The sequence below is a fragment of the Hymenobacter mucosus genome, assembly GCF_900188255.1.
In the GTDB taxonomy this organism is placed as follows: domain Bacteria; phylum Bacteroidota; class Bacteroidia; order Cytophagales; family Hymenobacteraceae; genus Hymenobacter; species Hymenobacter mucosus.
The window spans coordinates 58,396-74,183 of the sequence record NZ_FZNS01000006.1 but is presented as its reverse complement, the minus strand read 5'-3'; the positions used below and the strand labels follow the sequence as shown (position 1 = coordinate 74,183).

Genomic DNA, 15,788 nt, shown 5'->3' with positions numbered 1-15,788 from the left:
TATTAGCTTTGAAGCATTGTTCTCATTGCCATCCTTTCCTCCTGATGACTATGAAAAGCGGGCTTCCCTACATGGTGTGTTGTCAGCTTACGCTGGCAGAAGTGCAGTGCGGACAAATAGTCGGCACCCGGCAGGTAAAGCGGCTGGTTTCTAGCCAAACTGCTGAGCTACACGAGATACTAACGGACCTCTACGAGCAATTTCGCAGCCCTTACTTGCTCGGGCTACAAATTACTTCTATCCGCTTTCATCGGAGCAGCACCACGGAGACCCACGACTATGTAGTTGTGGAGAACCAGCCATCCTATTACCACTAGCTACCAGCCTTACCGCCGCGTAAGTGGCTGTGCTGGTAGCTAGTGGCAGCAGAATCATAGGTTTTTCAACACGTAGTCCGTCATCTGGCGGTACAGGTGTAGGCGCGTGTTGCCACCCGAAATGCCGTGGTTGCGGTTGGGGTAGTACAGGGTCTGGAAATCCTTGTTGGCTTTCACCATTGCTTCCACAAAGGCTACTGAGTTTTGGAAGTGTACGTTGTCGTCGCCGGTGCCGTGCACTAGTAGCAGTTTGCCTTTCAGCTTGTCAGCGTGTTGCACAGGAGAGTTATCGTCGTAGCCCTGGGGATTTTCCTGAGGCGTTTTCAGAAACCGCTCTGTGTACACCGTATCGTAATAGCGCCAGTTCGTAACTGGCGCCACCGAAATACCCATCTTGAAGATATCGGCATTCTTCGTCATAGCCAGCGCGGTCATATAGCCTCCGAAGCTCCAGCCCCAGATGCCAATGCGCGATTTGTCAACGTAGGGCAGGGTAGCTAGGTAGGCGGCGCTTTCTCCCTGGTCAATAGTTTCTAGCTTACCAAGGTTAGCGTAGGTGCTTTTCTTGAATGCAGCCCCGCGCGCGCCTGTACCCCGGTTATCTACCGACACCACAATGTAGCCGTGCTGGGCCAACAGTTGATGCCAGAGGTAATTGGTAAAGGCAATGCCACCGCCCTGATCATCCTTTACTGTTTGGGAGCCAGGGCCGCCGTACACGTACATGAGCACGGGGTACTTTTTACTTGGATCAAAATTGGCGGGCTTCAGCACCGACGCGTTGAGGGCTACCCCGCTAGCGGTTTTGAAATTGATGAACTCCAGCTTGCTGAAAGTAAAGTTTGTCAGCTTCTGGCGCAGTGCGGCATTGTCTTCCAGCACTTTCACCAGCTTGCCATCTTGGCCGCTACGTAAGCTTACTACCTGTGGCTCGCCAGCCTGCGAGTGATAGTTGAGGAAGTAGCGCGTATCGGAGCTCATGTTCACGGCGTTGGTACCGGGGCCGGCTTCACTGAGCCGTACTTTGCCCTTACCTTTTACATCAACCCGGTAGAGATGGCGCTGCAGGGGCGATGCCTCTGTGCTGGTGAAATATACGAGGCCCTTCTTCTCGTCGAAGCCGTCGATGTTGGTGATTTCCCAGTTACCCTTTGTAAGCTGGCGCACCAACTTGCCGTTCATAGCATACAGGTACAGATGGCGGTAGCCGTCTTTCTCACTAGTGAACAGAAATTCCTTCCCACCTTCGAGGTAGCGTAGGTCGTCGGTCACGTCCACGTAGGCCGGGTCCGTATCGGTTAGAACTACCCTGGTTTTGCCGGTGGTCGCATCGGCGTGCAAGATTTCCAGCTTATTCTGCAAGCGGTTCAGGCGCTGAATGCTAAGCAAGTTGGGCGTCTGGGTCCAGAGGATGCGCGGAATGTATTGGTTGGTCTCGGCGCCCACGTCCATTCTCGTGGTTTTGGCGGTGCCCACCTCATAGGTAGAGATGCCCACCACCGAGTTTTTTTCTCCGGCTTTGGGGTACTTATAGCGGTAGTCCTGCGGGTAAAGGGGGCCCCATTCCTGCATGTTATACTCGGGCACCTGGCTTTCGTCGAAGGTGTAGTACGCTAGCTGCCGCGAATCGGGTGACCATTGAAAGCCCTGCGCAAACGAGAATTCCTCCTCGTATACCCAGTCGGTGCCGCCATTGATGATGCGGTTCGTAGCGCCATCCGTTGTCACGGCGGTTTCGCGCATGGTACCCAGGTCGGTTACAAATACGTTGTTGTCGCGCACGAAAGCAATGTGCTTACCATCGGGAGAAAACGTGGCGTAGAGCTGCTTGCCAGCCGTTTTACTGAGGGGCGTCAGCTGCTTGGTACCCCGGTCATACACAAAGAAATACGACTTACTAGAGCGCCGGTAGATAGGCTCCGTATCAGTGCTGAACAACACCTTGGTTTCGTCGGCATTGAAGCGGTAGCCGTCTACGGGTAAGAGCTGGTTCTGGCCCGGCAGTTTCAAGTCGGTGGCAGCCACGAGCGTTTGCACTGCTTGGCCGGTGGTCACATCGTGCTGTACTAAGTCGCCCTTATCAAGGGCAGAGTAGTAGCGGCCATCTTTCATCCAGTTGAACCCAGGTACGGAGCGGGTCTGAAAGGTGCCTTTTTGCCAGATGTCTTCGAGCGTAATGGTGGATTTCTGCTGAGCAAAAGCGGCTGGCAAGGTAGCCGGCAATACTACTGGGCTTGCCACCGACAGCAGCAAGGCAAGCCCAAAGGAGCGGAGCGTCATGGAAAGAAGAAAAAGGAGGTATAAGTAAAAGTAGCAAACACCGCCGGGTGGTTGCACCCACCCGCGCCTACCCGCTTGCACCTGCCAAAGCGCGGCTTTTACTTAGCACGTATGAAAGCCGGGCCGCCTGCCGTTATGCTTTGCAATAGGCAACTTCCCTTCTTCTTCCGACCTTTACTGCAGTATGCGCCTTCGTTCTATTCTTCTGCTTCTGTTGCCCTTGGCAGCCTGCGAGCCTTCCCTTGAGTCGGGCCCGCGTGTGGACCTAATTAGCAGTTCTCGCTTCACTACCGTTGACCAGCGGCTCACCGTCCCTGCCGACACAGTAACAACTAAGGTGTACGCTGCACAGGAAGACGATAGCGCTCCGCTGACCAACTTACGCATCGAGCTCAACTATTCGCCTCAGCCCACACCCTTCATCTACGATGCGCTGTATGACCCTGAAAAGCCGGGTGTAACTACGCTCGTATACCTCGACTCCACCTTTACCCGTTCTGATTTCGCCTTCACGAGCGTGCATTCTGCTCGCACAACGGCAGGCCTGGAAACGTGGAGCTACACATTTACGGATGCCAACAAGAAGCAAGGGGCTCGGAGCATCAAGGCTCGTCTTACTAGAGTTGATTCGCTTAGCCTTTATCATAGCTACTCAGTAGTACTGCAAGCTCCTGCCACTGTGGACAACAGCCGGCGCAGCTTCTTGGCGCTCCGGGAAGGCCTAGCCATGCCCAAGTTTATGGTGCGCACCAACGCCGAGAATCAAGCCTTGGTAGACTTAATCTACTACCCTGGTAGCGCTAGTTCTGGTCCGGTGCTGGCTACCCCCGCCGACCCCGGCCTGACGCTTTCCTCGCGGTGGGTTCCTCGTAGAGCTACTCAGTTGCGACTTACTTCTCTCAATAATGCTGCGTTTCAGGCGCTTACTACCCCAACCCTGATAACTGCTGCCTTCGCTGGGGCATCTCCTACGGTGACCAGGACCCCGCCCGTGGAGCTCAACACAGTAGTGGCCTTTCAAACTCCTGAAAATAAGACCGGTTTGTTTCGGGTTGCAGCCATCAACACCACGGGAATTCCATCTATATCATTACAGGTTATTGTGACCAAGTAAGGATACCAAACGGACTACACACAAACGGCTCCCACTACTGGGAGCCGTTTGTGTGTAGTCCGTTTGGGTAACTGTTAGAAGTTGACCCCGACTGTAACAGAGGTAGTAAAGCGGTTGGTTTTAACGCCGATTACTGGTTGTAGACCACTTGCTAAAGTATAGGCAGAAGTGTAGCTATCATCGGTGTTGTATACACCAGCCAGATCTATGTACACGTTGCGCTGGTACAGCCCCAGGCCCCCAGTAAAGTAGTTCTGCGCCCGGTTGAAGGTAGACGTTTTGAAGGGGTCACCGTTGTGAGCGAAGCCAGCCCGCACCCGGAACACATCAAAACGGCCTTCTACCCCGCCGCGGAAGTTTACCGCCGAACCGTAGGTGTTGCTAACGGCTTCATTTTCTACGTCAAACACTCCGGCGCCACTGTCGGAACCGTCGCCGTTGAGACGAGCCTGGGAGTAGTTCACGTATTCCACGTCGCCCGTCACGAACCCGTACTTGCCTAGTATGACGGCTGCCCCACCCGTAGCGCGGAAGGGTGTCGTGAGGTTGTAAGAATATTCTCCCGGAGCAGTGCTTTCTGCTCTCGATGTACCCGTGTTCGGAAAAGGTTCTTCGCTAAAGTTGGTACGCAATGAGGCTCCGTACGAGTCCGTTAGCTTGGAGAAGGTAGGCGTCTGCACGGAAGCACCTAGCCGTACCATGTCCGTGGGCCGGTAGATAAGCCCAAGGCGGAAGTTGACGCCGGTACCCTGCGTTTCCAACGTGTTGCGACGCAACAAGCTCGTAAATGGCGTTGAGGGGTCGTTTTCCGTTTCGGTAAAGTCTCGCGTTTCGTTGTAGCGCGTGCTCACGATACCCAGGGCACCACCGATATATAGTTTGTCGCGGAAACTGGCCCCATAGCCAAAGTCAAATTGCGTTTGCGCACCACTGGTTTGCACCGTTTCTTCCTGCACAATCTCCCCATTTCGTGGGGTAAGTACTAGGGCATCATTGGGTGGGGTTCCCACAAACTCCGATAAGTACGTGCCATAGGCTAGCCCGTCTAAGGAAGTATAGCCCGTCTGGAACTCGTTATCGATGTCGTCGTAGCTAACTCGGGGCTCCCGGAACCGCTGGAATAAGGAACGGTTGTCGGTGGTGGTGTTGCGGTACCGATACCGCTGGTTGAAGTCGTTCAGGCGAGTAATTCCAAAGGCAAACGTACCGGAACGCCACTCGGAAGTGTTGTCATCGTCGGGCAACCGGTTGGTGAAGGCTATGCCGAAGTTGCCAATATTTAAGCTCGAACGAGTGTCGGAGAGATTGGCAGCGCCGGTTTGCGTTTTGGACGTTGTTTGGCTGTAGCCAGGAGTAAAGCTAATGTCCGATTTTACATAAAGACCCAGGCCCGCTGGGTTAGTGACGAGGCTACCCAAGTTGGCCCCTAAAGCCGAGGTAGCGCCACCAAAGCCCTGAGTTCGGGCAGGCCCTCCAAACTGGAGGCGAGAATAGCGAAGCGCATCTACTTCACTTTGGGCAAAGGCGTGGCTGGCTAACCCTAGCAGCGCCAGGCTCAGCCCACATTTCAGATTTTTCATTGCAGGAAGGAAGGTGAGAAAGTGCACATGGCCGGCCAGGTAGGCCGGCCATGTATAACGCGGATAGATAACAGCTCGGAAGTAACTAACTATTGCACACGGCCCCGGCCGCGCGCTCCGCCGCCCCCGCCGCTGCTACCACCACCGAAGTTGCCACCGCTAGAAGGCGAGGAATAACTCCGTGAGGGTTGTTCGTAGCTACGCGCAGGCTGCTCATACGTGCGGGTCGGTTGTTCATACGTACGCACAGGTTGGTCGGCTACGGCCCGGCGACGCGTGGGCTGGTAGGTACCCGACTGCTGACCAGACTGGCCTGCACCGCCCATACTGCCCCGGCCCCGGCGAGGCTGGTTATAATCGGTAGGAGCCGTAGTGGGCTGCGAACCAGTAGCAGCACCCGCCTGATCTAGCACCTGCCAACGACGGCCGCCAGGAGTAGAGTTCGGATTGGGCTGGCTTGGGTTATCAACAGCTATACCAGACGAAGTAACTCCAGAAGTAGTAGTTGGGTCCAGCGTGCGGTTGCGTCCGCGGCCCCGAGCCGGCTGGGGTGCTGGGGTAGCCACGGCCCCATCCGTAGACAAGCCTGTGCCATTTACACCGCCGGGCTGCACAATGCCGCCCTGCTCAACGCGGCCGCGGCCGCGGCCGCCGGTAGCATTGCTGGTGATATTAGTGGCGTTGGTAGCACCGTCACGACGCGGCCCATACACCACGCGGCTGCGTACGCTACCCCCATTGTAATACCCTGGTCCAAAGCCGTTATAGTACCCGCCTCCACCATAGCCAAAGCCACCGTAGCCGCCATAGTAGTCATAAGGGTTGTAGCCGTAGCCATACCCACCATACCCCCACGGACGGTACCAAGGCCGTCCAATGTTGATACTTATCATTGAACCGCCCCAGTACGGGCTGTAGAAGGGGTCGTAGAAAGATCTGTAGCCATAGCCGTAGCCTCCACCATAGCCCCAGGGCGAATATGCTCCCGGATACATAGCATAGGCTGGGCCACCGTACCAGAATGGGTCGGTGTAAGCAAAGTCGTAGTATCCTAAACCCAAACCTTGGTAAGGAGAATGAAAGCGACGTAGGCGCGAGGCGTACCCGTAGTCATCATCGTAATACTCCGTGCTGGCTGCGCTGTTAGCAGTGCTGCCCTCTACATAGTCGGGGTTGGTAACGTCGCCGGGAGTAGTTGTTTCGCCAGTATAGGGGATAGTAGAAGCCGTTGGTACGGAGGCCGGCATGATGGTCCGGTCTTTAGAGGAATAGTAGATACCGTCGCTTTCGGTAGTCGTCAGGACCGACGTACCAGCACAGCCCCCCAACGCGAGCAGGGCTAAAGCGGGCAATACAGCGTGGATGGATTTTCTCATGGCTTGCATATGCGGAAGGAATGGGCAGGAAGAGGAAGAACGTGCGGGAACCCAGCAGTGAAGAGCTCAATAGTAGCCGACTCCTCCGGATTTAATAACGTAATTTGGTGCCGAAACGGTGCCCTTTTTTGTAAGACAAATCTTATACCAAGTAGAAAACCGTTCTGCCTACTCAAAGATACCCCGAAAATGAGCAAAAGTTTGCCCAAGCGCAGCGAAGATTATTCCCTGTGGTACAACGAATTGGTAAAGCGCGCGGGGCTAGCCGAAAACTCGGCCGTGCGCGGGTGTATGGTCATCAAACCCTATGGGTATGCCATCTGGGAAAAGATGCAACGTACGCTGGATGATATGTTTAAGCGTACGGGTCACCAGAACGCGTACTTCCCGCTTTTCGTACCTAAAAGCTTGTTTGAAGCAGAGGAGCAAAATGCGGAAGGCTTTGCTAAAGAGTGCGCTGTAGTAACGCACTACCGCCTCCAAACTGATCCTGATAAGCCAGGAAAACTCCGCGTGGACCCCAATGCCAAGCTGGAGGAAGAGCTAATTGTGCGCCCCACCTCGGAGGCCATCATCTGGAGCACCTACAAAAACTGGATTCAGAGCTACCGCGACCTGCCCCTGCTCATCAACCAGTGGGCAAACGTGGTGCGCTGGGAAATGCGCACGCGTCTGTTTTTGCGCACCGCCGAGTTTCTCTGGCAGGAAGGCCACACGGCCCACGCCACGGCCGAGGAAGCCGTAGCCGAAACCCGCCAGATGCTGGAAGTATACGCGCAGTTTGCCGAGGAATGGATAGGGCTACCCGTCGTGAAGGGAGTAAAATCGGCCAACGAGCGGTTTGCCGGCGCCCTTGACACCTACTGCATTGAAGGGCTAATGCAGGATGGCAAGGCCTTGCAGGCGGGCACCTCCCACTTCCTGGGTCAGAACTTCGCCAAAGCATTCGACGTGCAGTTCGCCAACAAAGAAGGGGGCCTAGAGTACGTATGGGGCACCAGCTGGGGTGTAAGCACCCGCCTAATGGGTGCCCTCATTATGGCTCACTCCGACGATGAAGGTCTCGTGCTCCCCCCCAAGCTGGCGCCTATCCAGGTAGTTATCGTACCTATTTACAAGACCGGCCAGCTCGACGAGTTGATGGAGCGCATTTGGCCCATGCAGATGGGCTTAATCCAGCGGGGTATTTCCGTGAAGATTGATGACCGGGACACCGAGCGTCCTGGGTTCAAGTTTGCCGAGTGGGAGCTGAAAGGAGTGCCCGTGCGTATTGCAGTAGGCATGCGCGACTTGGATGGTGGCACCGTGGAAGTAGCCCGACGCGACACTAAGGAAAAAATGACGCTTCCGCTGGCCGACATCGTCAATAGCGTGGATCAGCTGCTGACCGATATCCAGCAGAATATTTACCAACGGGCCCTGCGCTTCCGCGAAACCCACACTACCCGCGTAGATTCCTACGAGGAGTTTAAGCAAGTACTCGATAGCAACCCTGGCTTCGTAGTAGCTCACTGGGATGGCACTCCCGAAACCGAAGAGCGCATCAAGGAAGAAACCAAAGCTACCATTCGGTGCATCGCCCTCAACGAGCCCGATGAAGATGGTGTGTGCATGGTAACCGGCAAGCCCAGCAAGCGCCGCGTATACTTTGCCCGCGCATACTAATTGCCATTTCTTTTGGGTGCAGGCACCCTTATTCTTACACAAGGCCCTTCTACCAGGTAGAAGGGCCTTGTGCTTTTACTATCCATTCGCAATAGCGGCCGTCAACTCTTCGTCGGAAAGGGCATCATTCCAATCGGATGCCAGCTCTAGGCGCACGGTTTGAGCGCCGCCTGTGGGTGTGCACACCACTGTCACGCCACCATCAGCAGCGGCACTACGCTCGGTAGCGGCGGTAGCCGCGGCGCTATCTACGCCCGCGTATGCCTGCACGCAGGTCCAGGTGGTGTGATGCTTATCCGTTACTTCTCGTTGTTTCATAGGAGGTTGCTACGGGTGTGGAGTACTGGCAATACCAAATTTATGATTCCTTATAGCTTATTTCCAGCACCTCTACCTCTTCTTCCTTGGCACCCACACGTATGGTCAGAACCTGACCGAGGCGGGCACCCTGCACGGCGCGGGCAATAGGCGCAATAAAAGCTACCTTGCCTTCCGCTACGGCGGCTTCGTCTACCCCTACCAGGGTAAACGTCCGCTCCAAGCCAGGTTTGTCGCCGCGGCGGGTGCGCAGGCGTACCGTAGCACCGAACCGTACTTCCTGAGCTGTTTGACCACGTGGATCAACCACCTTGGCACTAGCTAGCCGGGCATTGAGGGCGCTAAGCCGACCGTTAAGCACCGTTAGCAGGCGAGTACGGTCCGCTTCGTTTTCCCGGTTGGCTTCTACCTGGGCCCGCTCAGCCTCTAGACCAACGAGTTCTTGCCGAAGTTGCTCAAGCCCGTGGGGAGTTACGTAGTTGGGCGTACCCACGGGCAAGGCTGCCCGCGGCGGAATAATTGGGGCTTCAAGGGAATCATCTTCTTTGGCGAATGCTCGGCTCATATCGTTTTAACGACAGAGCAAAGCTGCCAGTTGCTAGTGCCACCCGGAGCAGGGGCCACAAAGTGGTTGTTTTTGCGGCTATGGCCGCTAATCCTCCCAAGTAGCTTGCTGGCAATATTCGGCTGGTCAGAGGGGTTCTGCGTATCTTTTCTCAACCAACTGTTTTCCACCATGGACTGGCTTACTATTGCGCTGCTACTTGTGTTCGGCCTGCTGTTTTTAGCCGCCGAGGTTATCTTCATTCCCGGTACTACTATTGTTGGGCTGATCGGTTTGGCCTTACTGATAGCAGGTATTTGGTTTGGTTACCGCGACTTAGGCTCCGCCACAGGCCACCTCATGCTAGCTGGCTCGGCGGTAGCAGTGGGAGTTCTGGTGTACGTGGGCTTACGACCCAAAAACCTCAATAAGGTAGCCCTCACTAGCGTCAACAATGGCCGAGTGCGCGATGCCCGTCAGCCCGACGTAGAGCTGGGCGCTACTGGCCGGGCCTTATCGGCGCTTCGCCCGGCCGGCACCGTACTCTTTGCTACCGACCGGCGCGAGGTAACTACCCGGGGTGAGTTTATAGCTGCTGGTGCCCAGGTGCGGGTGCTAGGTATTGAGCATAACCGGATTGTGGTGGAGCGTGTGGTATAACCTGCTACTCTAGTGAACTGCCTTGGCTGGGTGTAGCCCCTAGCTTGTGCTACTGCTCCCTTTTCTCTGTCCTTCTACTTGCACACGCGTGTGCGTTATCTTTCCTTATGAACTTTCCCTTACTCCCGCTTATCGTTGGTGGCATTGTGCTGCTGGTATTGCTGTATTTTTTTCCTGTAAGCCTCTGGATTACGGCGCTATTTTCGGGAGTGCGCGTGAGCTTGTTTCAGCTTGCCTTTATGCGGGTTCGCAAGGTGCCACCGTCCCTCATTGTCAACTCCCTGATTACATCAACCAAGGCCGGATTGGAGCTAACTGCCAACGACCTAGAAACGCATTATTTGGCGGGCGGCAACGTGCCTAGCGTTATCAAGGCGCTGATTTCGGCCGACAAGGCCAACATTCCCCTCTCCTTCAAGCAGGCTACGGCCATTGACTTGGCCGGTCGGGACGTATTCGAAGCTGTCACGACCTCCGTCAACCCCAAAGTGATTAACACGCCCAATGTTGCGGCAGTAGCTCAGGATGGCATCCAGCTGATTGCCAAGGCCCGCGTAACGGTGCGAGCCAACATTGCGCAGCTAGTGGGCGGCGCCGGCGAAGAAACCATTCTTGCCCGGGTAGGCGAAGGCATTGTCACCAGCATTGGTTCTTCCCGCTCTCATAAGGAGGTGCTAGAAAACCCCGATAAGATTTCGAAACTGGTGCTAAGCAAAGGTCTGGATGCGGGTACAGCCTTCGAAATCTTGTCCATTGACATTGCTGACGTGGATATCGGCGAAAACATTGGGGCGAAGCTGCAGACTGACCAAGCCTCTGCCGATTTGCGCGTAGCCGAAGCCCGGGCGGAAGAACGGCGAGCTATGGCAGTAGCTATGGAGCAAGAAAACCGGGCCAAGACCCAGGAAGCAAAATCGCGCGTGGTTGATGCCGAAGCAGAAATTCCAAAAGCTATTGCCGAGGCTTTTCGATCCGGCAACTTGGGCATCATGGATTACTATAAGATGCGTAACATCCAATCAGATACCGACATGCGCGACTCCATAGCAAACCCGGGAGGCCAGAACAGCAGCACAAAGCCCGGCCGCGACGAAACCCGCCTGAGCTAACTTGCTGCTACGTCGCTACCCTGTTATCTACTGACAAAGACATATAAAAAGGCCCGGCTCTAGTACAGAGCCGGGCCTTTTTCAGGCATTCTACTTACGTTCAACAGGCCTGAGGCAGCAGCTTACTTCTTCGTGATTCGGAATTCTACGCGGCGGTTAAGCTTACGCGTTTCTTCCTGGTCGTTGGGAGCAATGGGCTTCTTGTCGCCAAAGCCTTCCGTCGTAATCCGATTGCCACTGACACCTTTGCTAACCAGGTATTTTTTCACCTCGTTTACTCGGTCTTGGCTCAGCTTTAGGTTCAGTGCGGCGTCACCTTGGTTATCAGTATGCCCTTCAATCTTGATTTCTACCGCTGGGTAGGCCTTCAGGGTTCGTACTAGGCGCTGCAACTCGGGGTAAGACGTTTCGCGCAGGTAGTATTTGCTTTGCGCAAAGAAGATGTTGTTCAGCTTAATCGTCTGACCTACGGCGAAGGGCACCAGGTACAAGTCTTGGTTTACTTCGGAATATTTTTGACGGTCCGTTACGTCAAGGTTGTCCGACTCAGCCAGGTAGTCCTTGGCGTCGGCCCGGTAACCATAATGCGCGCCGGATGGCAGCACAATGGTATAGCTGCCATCTACGGGGCTCGATTCAGCTACTCCTATTTCCTCACCCGTCAGCAGGTTTTCGTAGCGAATGGTGGAGGCAATTGGCTTTTTAGTGGCCGCATCTAGCACGCGGCCGCGCACCAGCGTTACCACTTCCGGCCGGAAGGTAGGCTTGAGGTTGATGCGGAAGATGTCCTTAGACCCATCAATACCTTTGCGGGCCGACACCAGGTAGGCATCCTCCCCTGCGGCCGACACTACATAATAGGCATCGAAGTCAGGTGAGTTAACGGTGGAGCCCAAATTCCGGGGTTTGGTCCAGTTGGTCCAGCTGTCGTCGAGGCGCTTGCTATAGAAAATGTCGCTTTTACCATAGCCGCCCCAGCCTTCCGAAGCGAAGTACAACGTCTTACCATCGGCAGCCAGGAAGGGGGCAAACTCCGGCTTTTTGGTGTTGATAGTAGAACCAAGGTTGCGAGGCTTGGTCCACGTCTGGCCATCCTCCTTGCGGAAACTCACGAAAATATCCTGCTGGCCCTGCCCGTCTTTGCGGTCTACGGCCATCAGCAGCACTTTCCCCGATGTACCGAGGTAGTAATCAACGTTTTCCTGATCATCGTTGTAGAAATCATCAATTTCTACTTTCTCGGGCTGGCTCCAACCAGTCTTCGTGCGCCGCGACAGGCTTAGCCCTTTCGGATCAAGAGTACCATCGGGTTTGTACACGTTGATTAGCAAGGCCGTATTTCCGTCCGACGATACGGAGGCCAATCCATTCGGGCCGGGAGTGTTAATGGGGCCACCAATATTCTTGGCGGGGTTCCAAGTTTTTTTCTGCGCGTTCTGTATGGTGGAGTACCACACGTCTTGGCCGTCTTTGCCGCCGCCTATGTTCTGCGGGCTTTCCTGGCGAGCAAAAAACAGCGTCCGGCCATCTGGTGAAATAACCGGGTGGGTATCAACGTACTTAGAATTGACGTTAGCTCCCAGGTTTACCATGGATGAGTCGAAGCTTACGGCATCCTTGGGGGCCTGAAACTCCTTTTTCACCATCGTTTCGCCCACGTCAGCAATACCAATAGCGTCAATTTGGTTGACTCCATTCACTGCCTTAGTATTCATCGTCACGATTACCCCAATGGTACGGTAGGTACCCGGCGCAAAAGTAGCTTGTAGTGCTCGAAACGTTTCGGGAAGAGGTCCGGGGCTGGTGTTTTCGTACACCTGGTGTTTCTGCCCGCGAGTATCCACCAACTCAATTTTGGTGACCGAGCCGGGGTTGAAATTCTCCACCACGGTCACCTGTTTGGCTATCAACGATTTACCAAATCGAATCTCGATAAACTCGTTGGTACCTTCTTTTTTAGGAATCCACGCTTCGTTGCTTGCCTGTCCTAGCGGCAGTGCGTTGGGCTCACCTAGCACTTTCTCCGGCGAAAAGGCTTCCTTCCCTTCGGCTTTTTGGGAAGAAACAGCTACTACTTTACCCGCCCACACTGCATGTTGGGCTTGTGCTACCACGCTTATTCCCACTGACAATCCCGCCGACAACAGTATTTTTCGGATGCTCATATGGTCAAGGGCAAATTCAAATGCTTTCGGTAGTCTACTTCTCTGGCGACGTACTGGTATAGAATCTCTTAAGACGTCCTACCTCCCCGGTAAGTTGCAACCTGATGCGAAAGACGGGCCAAAAGTACGCACACTTCCTGGGCAAGCAGAAAATATTGACCCGAACTGTACTTTTTCCTGGCTTATTAGGGCCTACAGCTCAGTTACAGCCTGCCGAGCCGCTACAAAGCAGTAGTACTTTGTATAAATCCGAGCCTTACTTTTAGTAATCAGCACGTTACTTTTCTCACACCAGCTTGCTATTTTCCTAACGGAAAAATAACATCGATATTTTATTGACCGTGTACTGTATGCAAGCTGACGTGACAGACTTTGCATAAATCCAGAATCTGTACTGCATCTATTTATTGGACTATGGTTCCAGATTGAATGTGCGGGTTTCTGCGTTGTACGGCCCTACAATCTGATTTCCCCGCTCGTCTATCAGCTCCAGCTTGATTGTATTCTCGCCCGGGGCCAAGCCTTCGATGCGGTACGGCACCCAGTCGTTGAGCAGAAACTCGGTTCCGTTGAGGGTAGCACGCACCTTATTCCCCTTTTCCGATAAGGAAGTATTGACGAGGTAAAAGTCTAGCACTACATTTTCAGCATCTTTCCCACTGTATACCCCTAGTGGGTGGCTGTGAAACAGATGCGGTGCACTTGCATCAAACGTTCCACGAGTTCCCTCGCTCATCCCAATAGAGTGCAAGACATAGGCGCCTTGGTGCTTCAGGCTGACGTGGGCATCGTCCTCCAAGAAAGTCAATACTACGTGTGGCCCCGCTGCTAGCGGCAGGGCAAAGACAGGGGTACTATGGTTGTAAACAAGCTGATTGTCGATGATGGTACGCACATGCTGACCATCCGAAACTTCGGCCTTGCGGGCCACCGAGCTGGTCCCACTTTTCGGCAACGCAAAGTTGGTTACCTCATATGCAAAGGGTACTGCACCACCCGGAGGGGCAGGCGCACCCGATGCTCGATTTTTCAAAGTTAGCAGCGCGGCAGGCTGTCCCGGCAAGTCAGTAATGGGCGTAAGACGAATACCATTCTGGTCCAGAGAAGTAGCTTCCGCATTGGCCTCCGCCGTAGCCAGCGGGTTATTTTCTGCCTGCCAGCGGCTTACGTCGCAAGCTACTAAACTTAGAAAAGCAAGGGCGTACAGCGAGTATAGAATTCTATTCATATGCAGCGTGAGAAAATCGAACCCTCCGGGAGACTACCGCCCAGATTGGTGTGCAAGCACTATCGCCTAGTCAGGATATACGCAGCGCGTAGCGCGAAAAGCTATTACGCAATGGCACACTAGGTAGCCAACGCTAGAGAGGTACTTTACTCTAAAGTAGACACCCGTAGTAGTAGTAGTAGCGCCATAACAAGTAGCTAATCTTACTTTTACTATACTCATTATTCGAATGCTAGTCGGTTGTCTACGCGCTGGACAGGGGGAATTTGCACCGTATTTTGAACGATGATGCCCAGGCGGCTTGCCAGGAAAGGTGGCGCTTTTTGAGTACCTTTGCTCCACGTAAGGTTCGCCCAAAAGTCTATTGTTTCTCCCCTATGGAAGAAAAACTGCTAGAGGAAATTCCCTCTCTCGACCTGGCCGATTTCCGTTCCGGCGACCCGGAGCGCAAAGCCCGCTTTGTACAACAATTGGGTGAAGCCTATCAAAACATCGGCTTCATTGCTCTCAAAAATCACGGTCTGAACGCAGAGCAAACTGATAAGCTCTACGCTGACGTGAAATCTTTTTTTGCACTGCCTGACGATGTAAAGCAGCAGTACGAAAAGCCTGAGTTAGCTGGCCAACGTGGCTATGTGAGCAAGGGCAAGGAACACGCCAAGGGCCGTAACACTGGCGACTTAAAGGAGTTCTACCATGTAGGCCAGGAAGTGGACGACGCTTCCGACCCTATTGGTGCCGAGTACCCCGCCAACATTTGGCCTTCGGAAGTAGGCAGCTTTGCTGATACCTCCCTTACTACCTACCGCACCCTCGAAGCGGCCGGTAAAGACGTGCTACGTGCTATTGCTTTGTACTTGGAATTGCCGGAGAACTACTTCGACGACAAAGTTCGCAACGGCAACAGCATCCTGCGCCCCATCCACTACTACCCCATCGAGAACCCCGACAGTGTACCTGCTGACGCCGTACGGGCTGCTGAGCACGGCGACATCAATCTGATTACGCTGCTGATGGGGGCCTCGGCTGATGGCCTGCAGGTGAAGCGTCGCGACGGGAAGTGGATTCCCATCACGGCGCTGCCGGACCAAATTGTGGTGAACGTGGGCGATATGCTCCAGCGTCTCACCAATGGCGTATTGAAGAGCACCATTCACCGCGTAGTGAACCCACCCCGCGAGCGGATGAACTCTTCCCGCTACAGCATCCCGTTCTTTATGCACCCTCGCTCCGAAATGAGCCTGGCGGCTTTGGAGAACTGCGTTACCGATGAAAACCCGAAAAAGGAAGCCGACATTACTGCCGGTGAATTCCTGAATGAGCGCCTAATTGAGCTGGGACTAAAGAAAAAATAGTCCCCTGGCCGTAGGTGCCCGCGCCTGACTCATCGGAACCTTACGTACTTCCACGCGCACCTGCCCGTTCCCTCGTT

13 protein-coding genes are annotated in these 15,788 nt (G+C 54.4%); 6 read left to right on the top strand and 7 right to left on the bottom strand.

Annotation, left to right across the window (positions count from 1 at the left end; all coding sequences use genetic code 11):
* The first annotated feature begins 44 nt into the window (after positions 1 to 44).
* Positions 45 to 317, top strand: a complete 273-nt coding sequence (locus tag CHB83_RS14995; protein ID WP_045688626.1) for a hypothetical protein — start codon at positions 45 to 47, stop codon at positions 315 to 317.
* A 54-nt stretch (positions 318 to 371) separates the two neighbouring features.
* Here the strand turns inward: CHB83_RS14995 and CHB83_RS14990 are convergent, their stop codons facing one another.
* Positions 372 to 2,597, bottom strand: coding sequence for a S9 family peptidase (locus CHB83_RS14990; protein ID WP_089333209.1), 2,226 nt, complete (start codon positions 2,595 to 2,597; stop codon positions 372 to 374).
* A 184-nt stretch (positions 2,598 to 2,781) separates the two neighbouring features.
* Between CHB83_RS14990 and CHB83_RS14985 the strand changes: the two genes are divergently transcribed.
* Positions 2,782 to 3,711 (top strand): hypothetical protein, encoded by a 930-nt coding sequence (locus tag CHB83_RS14985; protein ID WP_045688628.1) that lies wholly within the window; start codon positions 2,782 to 2,784, stop codon positions 3,709 to 3,711.
* A 74-nt stretch (positions 3,712 to 3,785) separates the two neighbouring features.
* Here the strand turns inward: CHB83_RS14985 and CHB83_RS14980 are convergent, their stop codons facing one another.
* Together CHB83_RS14980 and CHB83_RS14975 are read right to left on the bottom strand one after the other, a co-directional pair.
* Positions 3,786 to 5,291 carry an OmpP1/FadL family transporter gene (locus CHB83_RS14980; protein WP_089333208.1) on the bottom strand — a complete coding sequence of 502 codons (1,506 nt, stop codon included), beginning with the start codon at positions 5,289 to 5,291 and terminating at the stop codon, positions 3,786 to 3,788.
* A gap of 89 nt (positions 5,292 to 5,380) precedes the next feature.
* The gene (locus CHB83_RS14975) at positions 5,381 to 6,667 is read right to left on the bottom strand and encodes a hypothetical protein (RefSeq protein WP_143437143.1); all 1,287 of its coding nucleotides are present in this window, start codon (positions 6,665 to 6,667) and stop codon (positions 5,381 to 5,383) included.
* 189 nt (positions 6,668 to 6,856) lie between these two features.
* Here CHB83_RS14975 and proS point away from each other — a divergent pair, with 189 nt between their 5' ends.
* Entirely contained in the window at positions 6,857 to 8,332 is a 1,476-nt protein-coding gene (gene proS / locus CHB83_RS14970) for a proline--tRNA ligase (RefSeq protein WP_089333206.1), read from the top strand.
* Between the two features lie 78 nt (positions 8,333 to 8,410).
* Here the strand turns inward: proS and CHB83_RS14965 are convergent, their stop codons facing one another.
* Together CHB83_RS14965 and CHB83_RS14960 are read right to left on the bottom strand one after the other, a co-directional pair.
* Positions 8,411 to 8,650 carry a hypothetical protein gene (locus CHB83_RS14965; RefSeq protein WP_089333205.1) on the bottom strand — a complete coding sequence of 80 codons (240 nt, stop codon included), beginning with the start codon at positions 8,648 to 8,650 and terminating at the stop codon, positions 8,411 to 8,413.
* A 40-nt stretch (positions 8,651 to 8,690) separates the two neighbouring features.
* Positions 8,691 to 9,215 carry a GreA/GreB family elongation factor gene (locus tag CHB83_RS14960; protein WP_089333204.1) on the bottom strand — a complete coding sequence of 175 codons (525 nt, stop codon included), beginning with the start codon at positions 9,213 to 9,215 and terminating at the stop codon, positions 8,691 to 8,693.
* Here CHB83_RS14960 and CHB83_RS24465 point away from each other — a divergent pair.
* Both CHB83_RS24465 and floA read left to right on the top strand, forming a co-directional pair.
* The gene (locus CHB83_RS24465) at positions 9,114 to 9,854 is read left to right on the top strand and encodes an NfeD family protein (RefSeq protein ID WP_449404497.1); all 741 of its coding nucleotides are present in this window, start codon (positions 9,114 to 9,116) and stop codon (positions 9,852 to 9,854) included. The genes CHB83_RS14960 and CHB83_RS24465 overlap by 102 nt on opposite strands.
* A 107-nt stretch (positions 9,855 to 9,961) precedes the next feature.
* Positions 9,962 to 10,963: a flotillin-like protein FloA gene (gene floA, locus CHB83_RS14950; protein ID WP_045688635.1), complete on the top strand. Its 1,002-nt coding sequence runs from the start codon at positions 9,962 to 9,964 to the stop codon at positions 10,961 to 10,963.
* Between the two features lie 122 nt (positions 10,964 to 11,085).
* Here floA and CHB83_RS14945 read toward each other — a convergent pair whose 3' ends face one another.
* Together CHB83_RS14945 and CHB83_RS14940 are read right to left on the bottom strand one after the other, a co-directional pair.
* Complete coding sequence (locus CHB83_RS14945; protein WP_089333203.1) at positions 11,086 to 13,128, bottom strand: OmpA family protein; 2,043 nt, start codon at positions 13,126 to 13,128, stop codon at positions 11,086 to 11,088.
* Between the two features lie 412 nt (positions 13,129 to 13,540).
* Positions 13,541 to 14,356, bottom strand: coding sequence for a hypothetical protein (locus CHB83_RS14940; RefSeq protein ID WP_089333202.1), 816 nt, complete (start codon positions 14,354 to 14,356; stop codon positions 13,541 to 13,543).
* 377 nt (positions 14,357 to 14,733) lie between these two features.
* On the opposite strand from CHB83_RS14940, the gene CHB83_RS14935 reads away from it, so the two are divergent.
* The gene (locus tag CHB83_RS14935) at positions 14,734 to 15,711 is read left to right on the top strand and encodes an isopenicillin N synthase family dioxygenase (RefSeq protein WP_045688637.1); all 978 of its coding nucleotides are present in this window, start codon (positions 14,734 to 14,736) and stop codon (positions 15,709 to 15,711) included.
* The last annotated feature ends 77 nt before the right edge of the window (positions 15,712 to 15,788 follow it).